19 protein-coding genes are annotated in these 21168 nt (G+C 44.1%); 16 read left to right on the forward strand and 3 right to left on the reverse strand.

The features are described from left to right. Nucleotides 1–192: 192 nt before the first annotated feature. Complete coding sequence (gene argE / locus HUO09_RS15115) at nucleotides 193–1329, reverse strand: acetylornithine deacetylase (RefSeq protein ID WP_167411149.1); 1137 nt, start codon at nucleotides 1327–1329, stop codon at nucleotides 193–195. Between the two features lie 156 nt (nucleotides 1330–1485). Between argE and argC the strand changes: the two genes are divergently transcribed. The 4 genes from argC (at nucleotide 1486) to argH (ending at nucleotide 6628) form a co-directional block, all read left to right on the forward strand. Beyond that, nucleotides 1486–2490: an N-acetyl-gamma-glutamyl-phosphate reductase gene (argC, locus tag HUO09_RS15120; protein WP_188234482.1), complete on the forward strand. Its 1005-nt coding sequence runs from the start codon at nucleotides 1486–1488 to the stop codon at nucleotides 2488–2490. A gap of 9 nt (nucleotides 2491–2499) precedes the next feature. Next, nucleotides 2500–3291, forward strand: a complete 792-nt coding sequence (gene argB, locus HUO09_RS15125; protein ID WP_167411147.1) for an acetylglutamate kinase — start codon at nucleotides 2500–2502, stop codon at nucleotides 3289–3291. Nucleotides 3292–3388: 97 nt separating this feature from the next. After that, complete coding sequence (locus HUO09_RS15130; RefSeq protein WP_188234483.1) at nucleotides 3389–4603, forward strand: argininosuccinate synthase; 1215 nt, start codon at nucleotides 3389–3391, stop codon at nucleotides 4601–4603. 150 nt (nucleotides 4604–4753) lie between these two features. Next, nucleotides 4754–6628 (forward strand): argininosuccinate lyase, encoded by a 1875-nt coding sequence (gene argH / locus HUO09_RS15135; protein ID WP_042485068.1) that lies wholly within the window; start codon nucleotides 4754–4756, stop codon nucleotides 6626–6628. Between the two features lie 221 nt (nucleotides 6629–6849). On the opposite strand, the gene HUO09_RS15140 is transcribed toward argH, so the two are convergent. Then, nucleotides 6850–7104, reverse strand: a complete 255-nt coding sequence (locus HUO09_RS15140; protein ID WP_167412184.1) for a DUF3624 domain-containing protein — start codon at nucleotides 7102–7104, stop codon at nucleotides 6850–6852. Between the two features lie 137 nt (nucleotides 7105–7241). Here HUO09_RS15140 and oxyR point away from each other — a divergent pair, with 137 nt between their 5' ends. After that, nucleotides 7242–8135 carry a DNA-binding transcriptional regulator OxyR gene (gene oxyR / locus HUO09_RS15145; protein WP_167412183.1) on the forward strand — a complete coding sequence of 298 codons (894 nt, stop codon included), beginning with the start codon at nucleotides 7242–7244 and terminating at the stop codon, nucleotides 8133–8135. Nucleotides 8136–8202: 67 nt separating this feature from the next. On the opposite strand, the gene HUO09_RS15150 is transcribed toward oxyR, so the two are convergent. Then, nucleotides 8203–10680 carry a PBP1A family penicillin-binding protein gene (locus tag HUO09_RS15150; protein ID WP_167412182.1) on the reverse strand — a complete coding sequence of 826 codons (2478 nt, stop codon included), beginning with the start codon at nucleotides 10678–10680 and terminating at the stop codon, nucleotides 8203–8205. A 143-nt stretch (nucleotides 10681–10823) separates the two neighbouring features. On the opposite strand from HUO09_RS15150, the gene pilM reads away from it, so the two are divergent. The 11 genes from pilM to HUO09_RS15205 all read left to right on the forward strand — a co-directional run bounded on the left by pilM (nucleotide 10824) and on the right by HUO09_RS15205 (nucleotide 21133). Beyond that, nucleotides 10824–11834: a type IV pilus assembly protein PilM gene (pilM, locus tag HUO09_RS15155; protein WP_188234484.1), complete on the forward strand. Its 1011-nt coding sequence runs from the start codon at nucleotides 10824–10826 to the stop codon at nucleotides 11832–11834. Beyond that, nucleotides 11824–12411, forward strand: coding sequence for a PilN domain-containing protein (locus tag HUO09_RS15160; protein ID WP_188234485.1), 588 nt, complete (start codon nucleotides 11824–11826; stop codon nucleotides 12409–12411). The genes pilM and HUO09_RS15160 overlap by 11 nt, the downstream gene beginning before the upstream one ends. After that, nucleotides 12404–13003, forward strand: a complete 600-nt coding sequence (locus tag HUO09_RS15165; RefSeq protein ID WP_188234486.1) for a type 4a pilus biogenesis protein PilO — start codon at nucleotides 12404–12406, stop codon at nucleotides 13001–13003. The genes HUO09_RS15160 and HUO09_RS15165 overlap by 8 nt, the downstream gene beginning before the upstream one ends. Then, a complete protein-coding gene (locus HUO09_RS15170) occupies nucleotides 13000–13515 on the forward strand; it encodes a pilus assembly protein PilP (protein ID WP_188234487.1) in 516 nt (171 codons plus the stop codon). The genes HUO09_RS15165 and HUO09_RS15170 overlap by 4 nt, the downstream gene beginning before the upstream one ends. An 18-nt stretch (nucleotides 13516–13533) precedes the next feature. Continuing rightward, nucleotides 13534–15279 carry a type IV pilus secretin PilQ gene (locus HUO09_RS15175; protein WP_188234488.1) on the forward strand — a complete coding sequence of 582 codons (1746 nt, stop codon included), beginning with the start codon at nucleotides 13534–13536 and terminating at the stop codon, nucleotides 15277–15279. A gap of 186 nt (nucleotides 15280–15465) precedes the next feature. Further along, complete coding sequence (gene aroK, locus HUO09_RS15180) at nucleotides 15466–15984, forward strand: shikimate kinase AroK (RefSeq protein WP_042485096.1); 519 nt, start codon at nucleotides 15466–15468, stop codon at nucleotides 15982–15984. A gap of 27 nt (nucleotides 15985–16011) precedes the next feature. Further along, nucleotides 16012–17097, forward strand: coding sequence for a 3-dehydroquinate synthase (aroB, locus tag HUO09_RS15185; RefSeq protein ID WP_167412175.1), 1086 nt, complete (start codon nucleotides 16012–16014; stop codon nucleotides 17095–17097). Nucleotides 17098–17141: 44 nt separating this feature from the next. Continuing rightward, the gene (locus HUO09_RS15190) at nucleotides 17142–18665 is read left to right on the forward strand and encodes an SPOR domain-containing protein (RefSeq protein WP_188234489.1); all 1524 of its coding nucleotides are present in this window, start codon (nucleotides 17142–17144) and stop codon (nucleotides 18663–18665) included. Nucleotides 18666–18735: 70 nt separating this feature from the next. After that, on the forward strand, nucleotides 18736–19557 hold the full coding sequence (locus tag HUO09_RS15195; RefSeq protein WP_167412173.1) for a Dam family site-specific DNA-(adenine-N6)-methyltransferase: 822 nt from the start codon (nucleotides 18736–18738) through the stop codon (nucleotides 19555–19557). Nucleotides 19558–19742: 185 nt separating this feature from the next. Further along, a complete protein-coding gene (rpe, locus tag HUO09_RS15200; protein ID WP_102941187.1) occupies nucleotides 19743–20417 on the forward strand; it encodes a ribulose-phosphate 3-epimerase in 675 nt (224 codons plus the stop codon). 35 nt (nucleotides 20418–20452) lie between these two features. Continuing rightward, a complete protein-coding gene (locus HUO09_RS15205) occupies nucleotides 20453–21133 on the forward strand; it encodes a phosphoglycolate phosphatase (RefSeq protein WP_167412172.1) in 681 nt (226 codons plus the stop codon). The last annotated feature ends 35 nt before the right edge of the window (nucleotides 21134–21168 follow it).

Consider the following 21168-nt stretch of genomic DNA (forward strand, 5'->3'; position numbering starts at 1 on the left):
ACAATTTATCTAAGTTTGCCCAGTCTAGTCAAATGATGCTGGTGATATCTTTGCCAGTTTTGCCTGTATATATGAAATGTAAGTTTGCTAGATTTAAGTGAATTGTTGGAATTTTCTTACAAAACAACAAGACCCTAATCACATTGTTAATAATGTTGAGTGTCTTGTTGTTTGTGAGTTAAAAATCGCCAACTAGAAGCAGTACTTGTACATTGCTTTAGAAAGGATATTAATTGTCGGGTCGATAAACTCGAAGGCCAAAAATTCATCAGGCTGATGAGCTTGGTCGATAGAACCCGGTCCCATTACCAGAGTTGGACAAATTTCTTGTAAGAATGGCGCTTCCGTACAGTAGTTAACCGTTTGAGCTTCTACGCCAGTAATTTCGCTGATCCCGGCAATAAAAGGATGGTCATGCTGGCATTCATAACCAGGGATAGCTTCGTGTAGCGGTTCGATCTCGATTCGCCCTGGCCATTTCTCCTGAACTTGAGTCAGCGCGCTACGCAGCATGTTATCTAAGCCATCAAGGCTAATACCGGGGAGTGGGCGAACATCATAATGCAGTTCACAGCAGCCACAGATACGGTTTGGGCTATCGCCACCGTGGATATGCCCTAGGTTTAAGGTCGGGCTTGGAATATCAAAGCCGGGATGGTGATACTCTTTGACTAATTTGTCGCGCAGTTGCATTAGTGCATAAAGCACTTCGTGCATGATTTCAATCGCATTCACGCCTAGTGCCGGATTTGAAGAGTGGCCTGATTTCCCTGTGACACGAATAGCATTCGCCACATGTCCTTTATGACCACGAACAGGCACTAAGCTGGTTGGCTCACCAATAATGCAGTAATCCGGTTTGAATGGCGTATTTTGCGTGAAATGACGCGCGCCGAGCATGGTTGTTTCTTCATCACAGGTTGCTAATATATAGAGAGGCTTTTTCTGTTTGCTCCAGTCAACTTTTTTCACAGCTTCTAAAATAAAAGCAAAGAAGCCTTTCATATCCGCTGTGCCTAAACCATAAAAGCGGTTATTTGCTTCTGTTAATGCATGGGGATTGAAGTTCCATCGACCCTCGTCGAAAGGAACGGTATCGCTGTGGCCAGATAGCAATAAGCCGCCTTCACCTTCGCCTTTTTTAGCGATCAGGTTTTGTTTTCCCGGAGCAACTTGGACCACGTCCACTTGAAAGCCTAACGCACTACACCAGTCCGCCAATTTGGAAATGACTTGTTCGTTGCCTTCATCCCAACGACTATCGGTGGAGCTGATGGATGAGGTTGAAATAAGACCTTCATAAACCTCAAGGAAACTTGGCAATTGCATATATTATTTGCTCCTACTATTGACAGAATTACGTTGAAACTGTAAAACACATATTAAATCACTTTTAGTGAATAAAAAACCGATAAAAGTGCCAAAATTAAATATTTATAGTCACTTTTAATTGTCGATTTTTTACTCGATTTAGGACGTTTTGAGATGTTAAAAACCACTATCATCGGCGCAAGCGGTTATACCGGAGCAGAACTGGCTCTTATGGTGCACAAACACCCTGAGCTCACGCTATCAGGTTTATACGTTTCAGCCAACAGCGCTGATGCAGGAAAGTCAATTGGTCTGTTGCACGGCAAGCTATCTGGTTTGCTTGATTTACCAGTACAACCTTTAGTGGATGTTGAAAAAGTTGCACAAGAGTGTGACGTGGTGTTTCTTGCTACTGCTCATGAAGTTAGCCATGATATCGCACCTGTTTTTCTGGCTAACAACTGCCAAGTCTTCGACCTTTCTGGTGCTTACCGTGTTGATGGCGAGAGTTTCTATACTCAATTCTACGGTTTTGAACATCAGCATGCTAACTGGCTGAAAAAAGCCGCTTATGGCTTAGCTGAGTGGAACCTAGAAAATATCAAACAGAGTCAATTGATTGCTGTAGCAGGTTGTTACCCAACCGCTTCTCAACTAGCGATTAAACCTCTGATTGAAAGTGATTTGTTAGATGTACAACAGTGGCCTGTGATCAATGCGACCAGTGGTGTATCGGGAGCTGGTCGTAAAGCGACACTAACTAACAGCTTCTGTGAAGTGAGCTTGCAGCCTTATGGCGTGTTTACCCACCGTCATCAGCCAGAAATTGCCACTCACCTTGGTCGTGAAGTGATCTTTACACCACATTTAGGCAATTTTAAACGCGGTATCTTAGCCACTATCACGATGAAGTTGGCACAAGGTGTTACGGCTGAACAAGTGAATCAAGCATTCACTCAAGCTTACCAAAGTAAACCTGCTGTGCGTCTACGCTTGGATTCTTTACCACGTATCCAAGATGTTGAATTAACTCCGTTTTGCGATATCGGTTGGAAAGTGCAGGGCGAACATGTCATTGTTGTATCAGCAATCGACAATTTATTAAAAGGTGCATCGAGTCAAGCGATGCAATGTTTAAACATTCACTACGGTTTCGATGAGCTTACAGCTCTGGTGTAAGGGTTATATATGACGGATACAAAACTAGATCCATTGGTGATTAAGTTAGGCGGCGCAGCTCTGTCTTGTTCAGAGACGCTAAGTAAGCTTTTTAGCGCAATCGCACAGTATCAAACCCAAGCTCAACGACGAATTGTTATCGTGCACGGTGGCGGTTACCTTGTGGATGACCTTATGGCGAAGTTGCAGTTACCAACCGTTAAAAAAGACGGTCTACGTGTAACTCCTTACGACCAAATTGGTGTGATTGCTGGTGCCCTAGCTGGCACAGCAAACAAGATGTTACAAGGTCAGGCAATTAAAGATGGCTTAAACGCTGTGGGTCTATGTCTGGCTGATGGTGGTTTATGTGTTGTAGAAGAGCTGGATCCTGAACTGGGTGCTGTCGGTAAATCAACGGCGGGTGATGGCACTGTGACTAAGCTTCTGCTAGAAGCTGGCGTAGTTCCTATTATCAGTTCAATTGGCCTGACAAAAGATGGTCAAATGATGAACGTAAATGCTGACCAAGCGGCAGTCTCTGTTGCTAGTGCACTCGGTGCAGAGTTAGTTCTTTTATCTGACGTGAGCGGTGTACTGGATGGCAAAGGTCATCTGATTGCAACGCTTGATGAGTCAAAAGCAAACAGCTTAATTGAAGGTAAAGTGATTACCGACGGCATGATCGTAAAAGTAAATGCCGCATTGGATGCAGCGAAAGAGCTTGGTCGTCCGATTGAAGTCGCGACATGGCGTTATCCAGAAAAGCTAGCCAAGTTGTTTGCAGGTGAAAGTATCGGTACTCAATTTTTACCTCAGTAATCATTTAGAAATAGCTATTAAAGAATTTAAATAAAGAATTTAAAAGAATCCTGAGCCCTGACCGCCAAGTGCAGAGCCAGATATTTGGAGAAATAAAATGAGCAAAGTTCAAGTCAAAAAAGTTGTCGTAGCCTACTCTGGCGGTCTAGATACATCAGTTATCATCCCATGGTTGAAAGAAAACTATGGTTGTGAAGTAGTGGCATTCGTTGCTGATGTTGGCCAAGGTGCAGAAGAGTTAGTTGGTATTGAAGAAAAAGCGATCGCTTCTGGTGCTTCAGAGTGTCACGTCGTTGACCTGAAAGAAGAGTTAGTAAAAGACTACATCTACCCAACATTGAAAACAGGCGCTTACTACGAAGGCAAATACCTGCTAGGTACTTCTATGGCTCGTCCTGTGATTGCAAAAGCACAAGTAGAAGTGGCGCGTAAAGTAGGTGCAGATGCACTGGCTCACGGCTGTACTGGTAAAGGTAACGACCAAGTTCGTTTCGAAGGCGCATTCGCAGCGCTAGCACCGGATCTACACGTAATTGCTCCTTGGCGTGAATGGGATCTAGTGAGCCGTGAAGAGTGTCTGGATTACCTAGCAGAGCGTAATATCCCATGTGCAGCATCACTGACTAAGATCTACTCTCGTGATGCAAACGCGTGGCATATCTCTACTGAAGGTGGCGTACTAGAAAGCACGTGGAATGCACCAAACGATGATTGTTGGGCATGGACTGTGGACCCTGAGCAAGCACCAAACGAAGCTGAATACGTTACTCTGAAAGTGAAAAAAGGCGAAGTGGTTGCTGTAGATGGTAAAGAACTTTCTCCATACCAAGCACTTATCGCACTGAATGAAAAAGGTGTGAAACATGGTGTTGGCCGTATCGATATCGTTGAAAACCGTCTAGTAGGTATGAAGTCTCGTGGTTGTTACGAAACTCCGGGGGGCACTATCATGATGGAAGCTCTACGTGCCGTTGAACAACTTGTACTAGATAAAGCTTCATTTGAATTCCGTGAAGAAATCGGTATCAAAGCGTCTCACCTAGTTTATGACGGTCGTTGGTTCACTCCGCTACGTAAATCAGTATTTGCAGCGGCAGATGCACTGGCAGAAGACGTTAACGGCGAAGTGGTGATCAAACTTTACAAAGGTCAAGCAACAGCAACGCAGAAACGTTCTGAAAATAGCTTGTACTCAGAAGAGTTTGCAACCTTCGGTGCTGACGAAGTTTACGACCAAAGCCATGCAGGCGGCTTTATCCGTCTTTACTCTTTGGCTAGCCGTATCAAAGCATTGAACGAAGCGAAGAAGTAATCAAGAGGCTCTCATTCAGGGAGCCCATCTTAAAATAATAAAATGATGAGGATCGCAGATGCGCGATCCTTATTTATAACTTATAAACACTGGCAGAAATGAAGTATTCTTTGGTCAATTAACCAAGGAATTAGATGCAGGAGAAGCACAATGGCATTATGGGGCGGAAGATTTACCCAAGCAGCAGATACGAGATTCAAAGAGTTTAATGATTCATTACGCTTTGACTACCGATTGGCTGAACAAGACATTGTGGGTTCTATTGCGTGGTCTAAAGCTCTGCTTTCTGTCAACGTTCTGAGTGAAGACGAGCAGCAAAAACTTGAGTTAGCATTGAATGAACTCAAGCTTGAAGTGATGGAAGACCCAGAACAAATTCTTCGTTCAGATGCTGAAGATATCCACTCATGGGTAGAGCAGCAGCTGATCGGTAAAGTCGGTGATTTAGGCAAGAAACTTCACACTGGCCGTTCACGTAACGACCAAGTCGCGACCGACCTAAAACTTTGGTGTCGTCAACAAGGTCAACAACTGCTGATCGCACTTGACCGTCTACAAAGCAAAATGGTTGCTGTAGCTAGAGAGCATCAAGGCACAGTGCTGCCGGGTTACACCCACTTGCAACGTGCTCAGCCTGTGACTTTTGCTCACTGGTGTTTAGCTTATGTTGAGATGTTTGAGCGTGACTATTCACGTGTGAGTGATGCGATTAAACGTCTTGATACTTGTCCGTTAGGTTCGGGTGCTCTTGCTGGTACTGCGTATCCAATGGATCGTGAAAAGCTGGCTCATAACCTTGGCTTCCGTCGTGCGACACGTAACTCACTCGATTCCGTATCAGACCGTGATCACGTGATGGAACTGATGTCTGTCGCTTCTATCTCTATGCTGCACCTTTCTCGTCTGGCTGAAGACATGATCTTCTACAACTCAGGTGAGTCGGGCTTTATCGAATTAGCGGATACAGTGACTTCTGGTTCGTCGCTGATGCCACAAAAGAAAAACCCAGATGCGCTAGAGCTTATCCGTGGTAAAACCGGCCGTGTTTACGGTTCGTTGGCGGGCATGATGATGACCGTTAAAGCGCTACCACTGGCATACAACAAAGATATGCAAGAAGACAAAGAAGGTCTGTTTGACGCTTTGGATACTTGGAATGATTGTATGGAAATGGCGGCACTGTGCTTTGAAGGCATCAAAGTGAACGGTGAACGTACACTGGAAGCGGCGAAACAAGGCTATGCAAACTCAACTGAGCTAGCGGATTACCTAGTTGCGAAAGGCATTCCATTCCGTGAAGCGCACCATATCGTAGGTGTCACTGTGGTTGCTGCCATAGCCAAAGGCTGCGCGCTGGAAGAGCTGACTCTAGAAGAGTTAAAAGCCTTCTCTCCAGTGATTGAAGACGACGTTTATGCGATTCTGACCATTGAGTCTTGTTTAGAGAAACGTAGCGCTCTGGGTGGTGTAGCACCGCATCAGGTCGCTTACGCAGTAGAACAAGCAGAGTCGCGTTTATCTAAACGAGATGCTACATCTGTTAAGGTGCGTCCTGCTCGTTTAACAGACATCGAAGCACTCGAAGGCATGGTGACTTACTGGGCGAATATGGGGGAAAACCTACCGCGCTCTCGTAATGAAATTGTGCGTGATATTGGTTCATTCGCTGTGGCAGAACACAATGGTGAAATCACAGGCTGTGCTTCTCTCTACGTGTATGACTCTGGCTTAGCTGAAATTCGCTCACTCGGCGTTGAAGCGGGTTGGCAAGGTCAAGGGCAAGGTACGGCGATTGTTCAATACCTGGTAAGTAAAGCTCGTCAAATGGCGATCAAGAAAGTGTTCGTACTGACTCGTACTCCTGAATTCTTTATGAAGCTAGACTTCATTCCAACGTCAAAAACGTTGTTGCCTGAGAAAGTACTGAAAGACTGCGAGAAGTGCCCTCGTCAACATGCTTGTGATGAAGTCGCGCTTGAAGTGAATGTTTCAGAGCAACTGATTACTAAGATGAAAGTTGCATAAGCTATTGAATCTTAAGCCCGGAGAATAAGATCGAAAAAAGATCAAAATTTTCCGGAACCAATTAGAAAAAGCACGGTCTACTTTAATACCACTGCTTTTTCTTAGAAAAATCTAAGAGAGCCCTAAAACAATTGTTGATTTTAGGGCTTTTTTCTTTTCTACAGCAGCCATTTTTCTCTCCGCCATAAAACTGTGACTCATTGATGTTGTTTCAAAAGTGTTTAATCATCTTTCCCTTGCCGTTTGCGCCAAGGAAGAACGATGAACTTCATCCATAAGTGGAGAAAAAGTAATGCGTTGAAGGCAAAGCCTGCGATCATCAATGTGATGGATTCGATACTGCGAGGATTTTGCTTAAAGAAGAAAAACCACACCACCCAGCATAGGACAGACAAAACGGTGAGTTGGTCCATGCAGCGCTGGCATTTACCTATCTTTTTCCAGAACCAATTCTGTTGGCAGTTATTGCAAGCCATCTTTCTTACCTTAATCAAATCACCATTTCGAGTTTAACCTCATTATCGTTAAATAGATTAAATTTGTAACAAAATCTTTGATAGACCAACTCAGTTGATGTTATGGTTTTGATAGTTCAATTCTATCGGGGTGAATAATGAATATTCGTGACTTTGAATATTTGGTTTCGTTGGCTGAGCACAAACATTTTCGCAAAGCAGCAGAAGCGTGTTTTGTTAGTCAGCCAACACTAAGTGGTCAGATTCGTAAATTGGAAGATGAACTGGGCACTGTTTTACTGGAGCGAAGCAGCCGGCGCGTGCTCTTTACCGAGTCAGGTTTGCAACTCGTCGATCAGGCCAAGCGAATCTTAAGTGAAGTAAAAACCTTCAAAGACATGGCGAGTAAGCAGACAGGTGCAATGACAGGACCCATGCATATTGGCTTTATTCCGACACTTGGCCCTTATTTGTTGCCTAGAATTGTGCCATCGCTAAAAGAACATTTTCCAGAGCTGGAGCTATTTCTACATGAAGCTCAAACCCATCAGTTGGTGCAACAATTGGAGGATGGAAAGTTGGACTGTTTAGTTCTGGCTTCAGTGGATGAAACGGCTCAGTTCAAAGAGATTGATGTTTACGACGAACCTATGAGTATCGCCGTTCCCTGTGATCATCCTTGGGCTGTTCGAGATGAAGTCGACATGTTGGATCTTAACGGTAAAACCGTGTTAGCGCTGGGTGATGGGCATTGCTTACGAGATCAGGCGTTAGGTTTCTGCTTTGCGGCAGGCGCAAAAGATGATGATCGCTTTAAAGCCACTAGTTTAGAGACATTACGCAATATGGTTGCCGCAGGCGCGGGTATCACCTTACTGCCTAAGCTTTCATTACCTAAAGAAAAAATCAAAGATGGTGTCTGCTATATAAAAGCAGTAAACCCTGAGCCATCACGTCGGCTTGTGGTTGCTTATCGACCGGGTTCACCATTACGCCAGCGCTTTGAAACCTTAGCTAAGTCAATGAAAGAAACCTTAGAAGCTCAAGCCTAACTAGGATACTTTGCATAAAAAATAAGAGGCTGTTAAGCCTCTTTTTTCTTTGATGTAGCAGAGTTGTCTAGAACAACTCGTCGCCACCGCTATTTGAGTAAATATCACCAGATAGGCTTTCTTGAACGTACTCTTTTGGCTCAGTACCTTTTAAGAAATACTCGAACATTGAGGTTTCATCCTGCTTGTTCGTCAGTAAGCCTGTATCGCGGTCAATACGTACACGAACAATATTGTTCGGCAATGCTTTCTCTTGTTCAGGTACACCTTCTAGAGCTTGGCTCATAAACTCAATCCATGCTGGTTGAGCTGTTTTCGCACCCGCTTCAGCGCCCGACACATCATCTTCGATGTTTGGATTTGGTATGGTCTTACCTAGGTTTCGGCTGTGTTCATCAAAGCCTACCCAAGCAATAGCGACAATGCCCGGAGCATAACCGTTATACCAAGCATCTTTAGAGTCGTTTGTTGTACCTGTTTTACCACCGATATCTCTGCGTTTGAGTGCTTGAGCACGCCAACCTGTACCGTTCCAACCGGTTTTTTCAGCCCAGTTACCGCCACCCCAAATGTTGCTGTACATCATTTCGCGAACAAGGAACGCCGTTTGTTCGGAGATAACTTGTTTAGCAATGTGAGTTTCAGCGTCTTGCTCATCAAACTCGTTTGCAGCTTTTGGACAGTTTTGACGACAAACAATTGTAGGCTCGGCCTCAAATTCTAATTTACCGTATGGGTCTTCTACTTTTTGAATGTAGTACGGCTCAACGTAGTAACCACCGTTGGCAAATACAGAATAACCTTGCGCCATTTTTACAGGTGTTAAACTGCCAGCACCAAGCGCAATGGTTTCAGATTTTGGTAGTTGGTCGATATCAAAACCAAAGCGAGTCAGGTATTGACGAGTATCTTCCAAGCCTACTTCACGCAGTACGCGAACGGCCATTACGTTTTTAGACTGCGCCAAACCGATACGTACACGCGTTGGACCTCCGTATGTCGGTGGCGAGTTCTTAGGACGCCATGCCGTACCTTGGCTTTCATCCCACTGGTTAATCGGCGCATCGTTAATAAGTGTTGCCAGTGTTAATCCTTTATCTATAGCAGCGGCATAGATAAACGGTTTAATACTTGAACCTACTTGGCGAACCGATTGAGTGGCACGGTTAAATTTGTTGTGAACAAAGTTAAAGCCGCCGATAAGTGCCTCAATTGAACCGTTTTCTGGGTCCATTGCAACAAAAGCTGTGTTGGCATTCGGAACTTGGCTTAGCTGCCAAACCGGATTTTCAGATTCATCTTCAGAAACGTTGCGAACCCAGATTTGTTCACCCGCTTTTAGGATCTCTTTGGTACTGGTTGGCAGAGGACCTTGGCGATCGTCAGTAATGAAGCGACGAGCCCAGTTCAAGTTATTCCAATCAATAGTGAATTCACCTTGGTTCTTAACCCAAACCGTGGCTGATTTAGCTTCTGTGTTAAGAACAACTGCTGGTGAAAGTTCACCATAAGTCGGTTCGTTTTTAAGATGTTTAACAATTTGTTCTTCAGTCCAAGCCGCTTGGCCTGATTTCCACAGCTCTTTTTCTGCACCGCGGTAGCCGTGGCGTTCATCATACGCAATCAAGTTGTGAATCGCGGCTAAGTTGGCGGCTTGTTGGCGTTTAGAATCTACCGTAGTGTAAATTTTCATACCTGAGGTATAAGCATCTTCACCATAGCGTTCAATCATCCACGCACGTGCGATTTCCGCCACATAAGGAGCATTTAGTTCAATTTCTGCGCCGTGATACTTGGTTGGTAAAACCTCGGCACGAGCTTGTTCATACTGCTCTTGAGTGATGTACTTTTCAGAAAGCATACGCGCCAAAACCACGTTACGACGGTTGGTTGCGCGTTCTAAAGAGTAGATCGGGTTCATCGTTGACGGCGCTTTTGGCAGACCCGCGATAAGCGCGATTTCACCTAAGCTTAAATCTTTTACTTCTTTACCAAAGTAAGACTGCGCGGCAGCACCAACACCGTATGAACGATAGCCCAAATAGATTTTGTTCAGATATAGCTCAAGGATTTCGTCTTTGGACAGTAGCTGTTCAATATGGATTGCGATAAAAATCTCTTTGATTTTACGCATGACTTTCTTCTCATTAGACAAGAAGAAGTTACGAGCCAACTGTTGGGTTATGGTACTTGCACCTTGAGAAGCACTGCCCGATGCGACAACCGCAAATGCCGCACGGGTAATACCAATCGGGTCAAAACCGTAGTGGTCATAGAAACGAGAGTCTTCGGTTGCGATGATGGCTTCTATCAACTCTTTCGGCATCTCCTCCAGTTTAAGAGGAATACGACGCTTCTCACCGAACTGAGCGATGAGCTTGCCATCTTTACTAAAGACTTGCATTGGAGTTTGGAGTTTTACATCTCGCAAAGTGGCGACATCAGGCAACTCTGGTTTTACATATAAATAGAAACCAAAAATTGTACTGACTCCAAGAGCTGTGCAAATCAATGAAAAAATTATTAAACGCTTTATGAACTTCACCGGAGAATCCCTGTTTAGTAGAGGCTGCCTTAATGCAAACCCTAGTACTCTAAGCTAAAAATTTAGCTCTCAAAAGTAGTTACCGCTTATTTCCCCATTTAATAGGCGTAATGAGCGGAGCTTTCTTATTGGAGTAGAGCTATATGGTTCAATCATTAGTTATGGGTGTCGATATCGGCCACCATAGTATTAAAGCAGTGGTCCTAAAACCTGCAGGCAGTAAGTATACGCTGTTAGGTTATAAGGAAATACGAGTTGCTGACGATATTTTCGCTGATAACCATGCTTTGGTTTATCAGAAAATTGTAAAGAAACTCAAAGAACTAAAAAAGGGGTTACCTCTATTTAGTCGAAAAGTTGTTGTTGCCATCCCCGATAACACAGTAATTAGTAAAGTATTACAAATAGATAGCGAACTAGAGCCTAATGAACGCGAGTTTGCTATTCATCAAGCATTTTCTCATCAGTCGCCATACTTGATGGAAGAAGTCAGTCTCGATTTTGTGCCGGTAATTAAGCATGCAACGGCTGAGGCAAAGACCAGTAAAAATAATATAGCAGCCTACCAAGTGTATGCCACTAAGCGAGACGTTGTAGAAAGCCGTACCCTTGCTTTGGAAAAAGCGGGCTTCAAGCCGATTCTGGCTGAAGTGCAGACTCATGCTTTAGTTCAGTTGTGGCAACTGTTCAGTAAAACTTATGCTCGCACAGATTGCTTGCTGGTGGATGTCGGTCATACTCAGACTACTTTGTGTTTAGATTTTGCCAACAAAGCACCTTTCTATAAGCAGATTGCCGAGGGTATATCTCAGGTATCGACTCAATCAGAAAATGAAGATTCTGTTGTATTAAAAGATAAGGTTCATGAGCTAGCCGACAAGATTGCTAAACAAATTCAACTGTTCATATCTGTGAACGGTGCAACAAGCCTTAGTGGGATCTGGCTAACTGGCGGTGGCGCCAATATCGCAGCGATACAAAGTGCGTTGATTGAGAAGGTCAACCTTATGTGTGGAGTGCTGGACCCCTTTAGCGTATTTCATAACAAAGTGAGTAAGCGTCACGGTTCAGAATTGCCTGCAACGGCTTTTGCCACGGCTGCAGGGCTTGCCTTACGGGGAATCCATTGGTTGGAGGTGGAACATGCTGCATAGCATTAACCTTCTTCCATGGCGAGAAGCTCAAAAGCAGGCTCACAGGCAGCGTTTCATTCATATCTCGTTACTGGCAGTGAGTTTCGCTGTTGCTATGCAATGGGCGGCCGGATGGTATGTTGATGATCAAGCTACTCGGCAAAGAAGCCGTGTTGATTTTTTAAACCAACATATCGTCGATCTGGATAGGCAAATCAATTCTCTTAAGCGAGTAGAAAAAGCGTATCAGGACCTGATGGTACGTTTTGATATGGTTGAATCACTGCAGAAAAAGCGCAACAAAACCACTCAGTTTATGGATCTGATTCCGCACCTTATTCCGCAGGGGGTGTACGTAGACCAAATGAGTATGAACGATCACAACATTGAACTTAAAGGGATCAGTGATAGTACTGCGCGACTAGCGACAATGTTGGATTTGCTAGAAAACTCTTCTTATATCTCTGATGTTGAAATGCATTCTATTGTGTCTGGCAGTTATCGATTTGGTAAACAGTTTCAGAGCTTTCAAGTGTCGTTTTCGTTCCATATGGAAGCGAAAGATATAGCGCCTCTACAGGAGGTGACGAATGGGTGATTTTAAGAGCCTGGAGCTTGACGACATATTAGATTGGCCACGTTTTCCACAGTTTGTCCTGTTGTTACTTATCATGGTGCTGATTCAAGGCGCGGGATATTGGTTTTATCTTGTTCCTAAGCAAGATCATTTGAATGCCCTTATAGAAGAAGAGCAAACGCTAAAATCCACCATTCGTATAAAAGCTCATAAAGCTGCGACTCTGCCACAACTCAAAGCTCAACTCGATCAACTGTCAGAGCGTTATGACTATTTACTTCAGCAATTACCTGAGCAGAAAGAGTTGGCCAGTATGTTGGCAGCGGTGAATGAGCTCGGCATCAAACATCAACTGGGTTTCACTCGTATGGATTGGGGTGAAAAAGAACAGCAAGCATTTTTGTCCCGCCTACCTTTGAACCTAGAGCTAACCGGCGAATACCACAATATTGGTCAGTTTTCACAAGCCATTGCGCAGTTGCCAAGGATTATCTATTTCGAGAACGTCGATTTTCAACGAGCCAGTCAAGACAGTCAGAAATTGAGAGTCAATGTACGAGCTTTTACCTATCAATATCAGCCGGATACGGCTACCCCAGGAGGTCAGCAATGAGCAATAAATCCTTTTGTTGGATCTTGATATGTATGGGGTTGGTGGGGTGTCAGGCTAATGAAGATTCACTTTCAGACTATATCGAACAAGTCACGCTTCAAGCGCGAAAGGAGATCATTCCACAGCAGCCAATCGAACCTTTTGAGGCTTTCTTATATGTGAACACTAAGGTTCGAGAGCCTTTCGAATTGCCAAGAGAAGCGGTGACTCAAAATCAACCTAAAGCGAAAAAAGACTGTTGGCAACCAACACTGCGTAAGCAAAAGGACCCACTAGAAAGCTTTGCGCTAAGCCAACTCAAGTTTAAAGGCGTAATGAGCAATGGCAAAAGCACTTCGGCACTGATTCTGACTCCGGAAGGAAAGCTGGCGTACGTAGCAAAAGGGCAATACATCGGCATCAATCATGGAAAAGTATCTGAGGTCACCAAGCAGTACTTGTTAATCAAAGAGACTTTACCTGATGGCTTAGGGTGTTGGAATCAGCGCAGCATCAAGCTGGCTCTGAAGTAGATTGTGGAGAAAACGATCATGAATAAATGGCTTCAAAAAGGATTTCACGCTCTTAGGCGTGTTTTGGTAACCACATGTTTTTGTTTCGCAACTTTTGTACTGGCAAGTGACGATAATACGATTCCCAACCGTCTGAACAACATTGATTTCAAGATAAACGCGGATAAAGCGGCGGTTATCATCATTGAGCTAGACTCTGCATCGTTAGTCGTTGATGTGGCGAAAACCAAGAACGGATTGAACATTGAGCTGTTAAACACCCTCGTGTCAGATGACAAACTCTTTGTGCTGGATGTGTCTGATTTCGCAACGGTTGTCGATACGATTGAAGTGTTTCGTCAGCAATCAAATGGTCTTCTTGAGGTCAAAGTGAAAGGGGATTACCAATACGACTACCAGTTAAATAAGAATGTTTTAGAGGTGGTGATCCGTAAGTCTGAGCCACAACCGAAACAAGACCAGAAACTGTTGTTAGAACAAGACAACAAGCCTATCTCGTTTAACTTTCAAGATATCCCTGTTCGTAACGTATTACAGCTTATTGCTGATTATAACGGTTTCAACTTGGTTGTTTCTGATTCGGTGGCAGGGAACATGACGTTGCGATTGGATGGGGTACCTTGGCAAAAAGCGCTCAATATTATTCTTGAAGCGAGAGGCTTGGACAAACGAATCGATGGTAACGTGATTTTAGTTGCCCCTAAAAGTGAGCTGGATCTGCGTGAGCAGCAAGAACTGGAAAAGGCTCGAATGGAAGAGGCACTGGGTGATTTACAATCCGACATCATTAAAATCAGCTTTGCTAAAGCTTCGGATATTGCCGAGATGATTAATGGTGAAGGGGCTCTGACCATGCTTTCTGAGCGAGGTTCTATCAGTATTGATGAAAGAACTAATGCGTTATTGATTCGCGAACTACCAGAAAACATAGACGTGATTCGAGACATCGTTAAGTCTTTGGATGTGCCCGTAAAACAGGTTCAGATCGAAGCCCGTATCGTGACCGTTAATGAAGGCGACTTAGAAGAGCTTGGGGTTCGCTGGGGATTCACTTCAACCAATGGTAGCCATACTTCTGGCGGTAGTATTGAAAGTAATCTGTTTGTCTCGGACATGTATGATTCTGGTGATGGAGAAGGTGGTGATAGTGGAAAAGGCATGATTCCGTTAGACGATTTTTTGAATGTGAATTTAGCTGCAACGACCGCTGGCGCATCAAGTATTGCTTTCCAAGTTGCGAAGTTAGGGGCTGACACACTGTTAGACTTAGAGCTTTCTGCTTTGCAAAGAGAGTCTAAAGCCGAAATCATTTCCAGCCCGAGACTGATTACTACCAATAAGAAGCCAGCGTATATCGAACAGGGAACGGAATTGCCTTATTTAGAAGCGTCTTCCAGCGGAGCAACGACGGTTTCGTTTCGTAAGGCGGTGCTGAGTTTAATGGTAACACCACAAATAACGCCAGATAATCGGTTAGTTCTCGATCTCAGTGTGACCCAAGACCGTGTAGGAGATGTCGTAAAAACAGGTACTGGTGAAGCGGTTGCCATTAATACTCAAAGAATCGGTACTCAGGTATTGGTCAATAATGGCGAAACGGTTGTATTGGGTGGTATTTTTCAGCACAGTTTAACCCGCTCGGTTGAGAAAGTGCCTTTATTAGGCGATCTCCCTCTATTAGGCGCTTTATTCCGTCGAAGCTACGAAAAAATGGGAAAAAGTGAACTACTAATCTTTGTTACGCCTAAGGTGGTTATTCAATAACTTATCGCGTTTATTCATTATCAAAGAAAATTAAAGTTGCATTAGTGCCAGCAGATCTAGATAATTTCGGGTCTTATCACGAAATATCTGTGAGGAATAGGTGCCACAAGCATTCCTATCGTTGACTTATGTCCGGCGAATTTTGTGGCGATGTCATTGAATTAACGTTGTAAATTACTGCTAAACATGGCTGAGAAACGCAATATTTTTCTTGTCGGTCCTATGGGCGCCGGCAAAAGTACAATTGGTCGACATCTTGCTCAACAACTGCATATGGAGTTTTTAGACTCTGATACAGTGATCGAAGAGCGCACTGGTGCAGATATCGCATGGGTATTTGATGTTGAAGGTGAAGAAGGTTTCCGCAAGCGCGAAGAAACTGTGATTAACGATCTCACCGAACAACAAGGTATCGTTTTAGCGACGGGTGGTGGCTCTGTATTGAGCAAAGAAAACCGTAACCGCCTATCTGCACGTGGTATTGTCGTATATTTAGAAACCACCATTGAAAAGCAACTTGCTCGCACAAACCGCGACAAAAAGCGTCCTTTGCTACAAACGGATAGCCCGCGAGAAGTTTTAGAAAGTCTCGCTGATGATCGTAACCCACTGTATGAAGAAATCGCGGATATTACCGTACGTACAGATGATCAAAGTGCAAAAGTGGTAGCCAACCAGATCGTAAAAATGCTAGAAGAACATTAATTTGTTCTTTTTATTGGAGTGCAGACCATGGAACGGATCACGGTCAGCTTAGGTGAACGTAGCTACCCAATCTCAATTGGTGCCGGATTATTTAATGATCCGGCTCTTCTTTCTCTTTCCCCAAAACAAAAAGTCGTTGTTATCACTAACCATACAGTGGCGCCATTGTATGCGGATAAGATCACAGCGTTACTCGACCAGAAAGGCTGTATCAGTTCTGTCTTAGAATTGCCTGATGGTGAAAAATACAAAACCTTAGAGACGTTCAATACGGTTTTGAGCTTCCTGCTTGAGCATAATTACAGCCGAGATGTGGTGATTATTGCTTTAGGCGGTGGCGTTATTGGCGATCTTGTTGGTTTTGCTGCGTCTTGTTACCAGCGTGGTGTCGATTTTATTCAGATACCTACCACCTTGCTTTCTCAAGTGGACTCTTCTGTTGGTGGCAAAACCGCAGTTAACCATCCTCTGGGTAAAAACATGATCGGCGCGTTTTACCAACCGAAAGCGGTTATCATCGATACCCACTGTCTTGCCACTCTTCCTGAGCGAGAATTCGCCGCAGGCATGGCTGAAGTGATCAAGTATGGTATCATCTACGACGAAGCTTTTTTCGTTTGGTTAGAACAACATATGGATGAACTCTATGCGTTGGATGAACAAGCTCTGACGTATGCGATTGCTCGTTGTTGCCAGATTAAAGCAGAAGTTGTTGCTCAAGATGAAAAAGAGTCAGGCATTCGTGCATTGTTGAATTTAGGTCATACATTCGGTCACGCGATTGAAGCGGAACTGGGTTATGGCAATTGGTTACATGGTGAGGCTGTTTCTGCCGGTACCATGATGGCGGCGAAAACTGCCCAACTACAAGGTTTAATTACCGAACAACAAGTTGAACGAATCTTATCTATATTTAAAAGAGCAAAATTGCCGGTACAAACCCCAGAAAGTATGTCTTTCGAAGACTTCATGAAACACATGATGCGCGATAAGAAAGTACTAGCGGGTGAGTTACGTTTGGTATTACCAACTAGCATTGGTACTTCTGACGTAGTGAAAGGTGTGCCGGAAACCATTATTGAGCAGGCGATAGATTATTGCCGCACCCTATAGGGGTGCTTACTTCAGGGTAATGCTGTTTTCCTTTAGGATGAACGATGAATTTGGCACATGTACTGGAGTTAGATTCTCAGACCGAGTTACTGGAGCGTTTGCAGCTTCTTACTCGTTTTAGCTCAAATTTAATCAATGTTTGTGGTAGCCAAGGTGCAGGTAAGTCTTGGCTGGCACAGCGTTACCTTGAAGCGTGGGCAAATGACAAGAATCAGTCTTTGCTCATGTGTCATCCTAATCAAGACGACGAACAACGCCGTACCACCATTCTCTCTCAGCTTAGCTCTGAATCTCTGTTCAATCCCAAAGACTCTCTAGTCGAAAGTTTTTCACACCTGTTCGATCAGACGCAATGCGACATCGTGGTTGTGATTGATGATGCGCACTTGTTGTCTGAGACTTTGGTCTCTGAATTGTGGATGTGGATCTTAGAATCTCAAACCAATCCATTATGGACAGTGAACGTAGTCTTATTCGCGCAGTCTACCGGTTTAGACGCCGTTCTAACGCGTTTAAGCTACGGACAGGAACATAAACCAGTTGATTTAGAAGTTGAACTTTTAAGCCGTGATGAAGCAGATCGCTTGTTTGAACAACGAGTTATGCGTTATGTTGATGATGAACATGAACGCCGCGTAAGAGCTGCTTATAAAAAAGTGAAAAACTTACCGGGAGAAATTATGGCGCTGGGAGAACAGAAAATGGAAAAACGTATTGTGATTCGTTCAATCATTGGCTCGCCAATGAAAGCCGCGCTACTGGTACTGGCACTGATTCTATTGATTGGTGGTGGTTACTGGTGGTGGTTATCACAACCTTCCCCAGACGACAAAGCGCAGCAACTGACACTGACAAAAGAACAAACGGTTATTCCTACGCTGAATGAAGATAGTCAGACGGTGGACACGAACAACGAAGCCGACAGTAACTCGTCTACTCTAACAAGCAATGGTGCTACTGATGATTCTGGTGCGCTTCCTCCAGATGTTGTTGAGGATAAACAGGGCGTGGGTATGTCAGATGACGAACAACAACGCGTTGTTATCACGTCTGATGTTGTTGATGCGCTGCTAGAAGGTAAACCAGAAAACGTCGACACTTCGAAGATTGATAATCTAGTGGAAGAAAGTGCGGTTCCTCAAACCTCTGGATCTCAAACCACTGAAACATCTACACCAGCGCAGACGGTAGATATCGAACAACCTAAACAAGCTGAGACTCAAGTCGCACCAGCGGCAGAGAATCCACCTGAAGTGAAAATTACCTTCTCGTTTGCACGTGAAGAGTTAAAAGCGATGTCTCCTCGTAGCTATACCTTGCAATTGGCTGCGGTAAATTCGCTTCCTGATGCGCAGCGCTTTATCAATCAGTATCAGCTACAAGGCAAAGTCAATGTTTACCCGACATTAAGAAATGATGTGGAATGGTACATCATTACTTACAGCAACTATCCAACCATTCAGTTGGCAAGAGATGCGGTTGAAACCTTGTCGAAACCTTTGCAACAACTGGGTCCTTGGGCAAAATCTTTAAGCCAAGTGCATAGAGAGATAGATCGTGCGAAATAAACCTGAGCTCGCTCATAAAATGTGTTACATTTCGCAGCCTTATTTTTGTGGTAAAGAATTAGAGCAGTAGATGAAAAAGCAGCGTGCCTTTCTGAAATGGGCTGGTGGTAAATATGGCCTAGTCGAAGACATACAACGCCACTTGCCATCTGCTGAAGAGTTGGTAGAGCCATTTGTTGGTGCAGGCTCTATATTCTTGAACACAGAATATAAGCACTATCTGTTGGCGGATATCAACCCAGATTTGGTCAATCTCTACAATCTGCTAAAAGAGAATCCACAGCACTACATTTCAGAAGCCAAACGTTGGTTTGTGGCGGAAAACAATCGCAAAGAGTTCTATCTCGATGTGCGTTCGCAGTTTAATCGTACTGATGATGTTCTGTACCGCTCATTGGCATTCTTATATATGAACCGCTTTGGTTTTAACGGTCTTTGTCGTTACAACAAAAAAGGCGGATTCAACGTTCCATTTGGTTCTTACAAAAAACCTTACTTCCCTGAATCAGAGCTGGAGTTCTTTGCTCAGAAAGCGCAAAGAGCCACCTTTATCTGTGCAGGCTACGAAGAGACATTCCGTAAAGCGGGTAGCAACAGTGTGATTTACTGTGATCCACCGTATGCGCCACTGTCAAACACGGCGAACTTCACTTCGTATGCAGGGGCTGGTTTTACATTAGATGACCAGGCGGCTTTGGCGGATATCGCAGAGAAAACTGCCACGGAACGTAATATCCCAGTCTTGATTTCTAATCACGATACCATTTTGACTCGCCGTTTGTACCACGGAGCACAGTTAAATGTGGTTAAAGTGAAGCGTACCATTAGTCGCAATGGATCTGGACGTAACAAAGTGGATGAACTGCTGGCTCTGTTCAAAGCGGGTCGTTAACTATCGCGATTAGCCGTTAAAAGTACGGGAAGGTTTCGTTCTACAAATCTTCCCTAAGTCTCTTCTTACCAGATCTCTTCTTCGATAAACGAAAAAACCTTAACGCTAGGATCTCCAGCCACCCTTAGGTAGAATGACGCACACATTGTGTTCAGCTTGCATTCAATAAGCCTAAGAGGTCAGGTATGAAAGATTTTCTCATTGCTCCATCCATTCTTTCCGCAGATTTAGCTCGTCTGGGAGAAGATGTCGAAAAAGCACTCGCAGCGGGTGCTGACGTTGTGCACTTTGATGTGATGGATAATCACTACGTACCTAACCTGACTTTTGGTGCACCGATTTGTAAAGCTCTGCGTGACTATGGCATTACCGCTCCAATCGACGTGCATTTGATGGTAAAGCCAGTCGATCGCATCATCCCTGATTTTGCTAAAGCGGGCGCATCAATGATTACTTTCCATGTGGAAGCTTCAGAGCACGTTGACCGCACACTGCAACTGATTAAAGAACACGGCTGTAAAGCGGGCGTGGTTTTAAACCCTGCGACATCATTAAGTCACTTGGATTACCTGATGGATAAAGTGGATATGATTCTGCTTATGTCAGTAAACCCAGGTTTTGGCGGGCAGTCATTCATTCCACACACTTTGGATAAACTTCGCGCGGTACGTAAGTTGATTGATGAAAGTGGTCGTGACATTCGCTTGGAAGTAGATGGTGGCGTTAAAGTGGAAAACATCCGTGAAATTGCTGAAGCTGGTGCAGATATGTTTGTTGCGGGTTCAGCTATTTTTGACCAACCAGATTACAAAGCGGTTATTGATGACATGCGCGCTGAACTGGCTCGTGTTGAAAAATAATTAATAATAGAAAGAGAAAGTTAGGGAAGTAGATAGTGAACCAAATTAAGCTGATAGCTTTTGATTTAGATGGCACTTTATTAGATAGCGTTCCAGATTTAGCCGTTGCAGCTGACCAAGCTGCACAAGCGTTAGGTTACCCTGGTGTCACTGAAGTTGAAGTGAGAGATTACGTTGGCAACGGAGCTGATATTCTTATTGGCAGAACGTTAAGCCGCAGCCTAGTGATCGATCCTGAATTGGATAAAGATGTACATGCAAAAGCTCGTGAGCTGTTTGATGATTTTTATGAAAAAACAGGGCACAAACTGAGTCACCTTTACAGCAATGTAAAAGAGACTTTGGCGTCTTTGCATCAAGCCGGATTCACTTTGGCATTGGTCACCAACAAACCATCAAAGTTTGTTCCTCATGTGTTAGAACAACACAATATTGCACAGTATTTTACTGACGTGATTGGTGGTGACACTTTCCCAAACAAAAAACCTGATCCTATGGCTTTAAACTGGCTGTTAGAAAAACATCAGGTGGATGCCAGTCAAATGCTGATGGTTGGAGATTCTAAAAACGACATCCTAGCGGCGAAAAACGCTGGCTGCGCGTCGTTTGGTTTAACTTACGGTTACAACCACGGTGAGCCAATTGCGAATGCGCAGCCCGATTTTGTCGCTGATGATATTGCACAATTACTCGATATCGTTGCAGTTTCAGCATAAAAACCATTTTCTAAACTAGAAAAATACTCGTTAAT

It is taken from the genome of Vibrio sp. Y2-5, from assembly GCF_014596725.1.
Classification (GTDB): Bacteria; Pseudomonadota; Gammaproteobacteria; order Enterobacterales; family Vibrionaceae; genus Vibrio.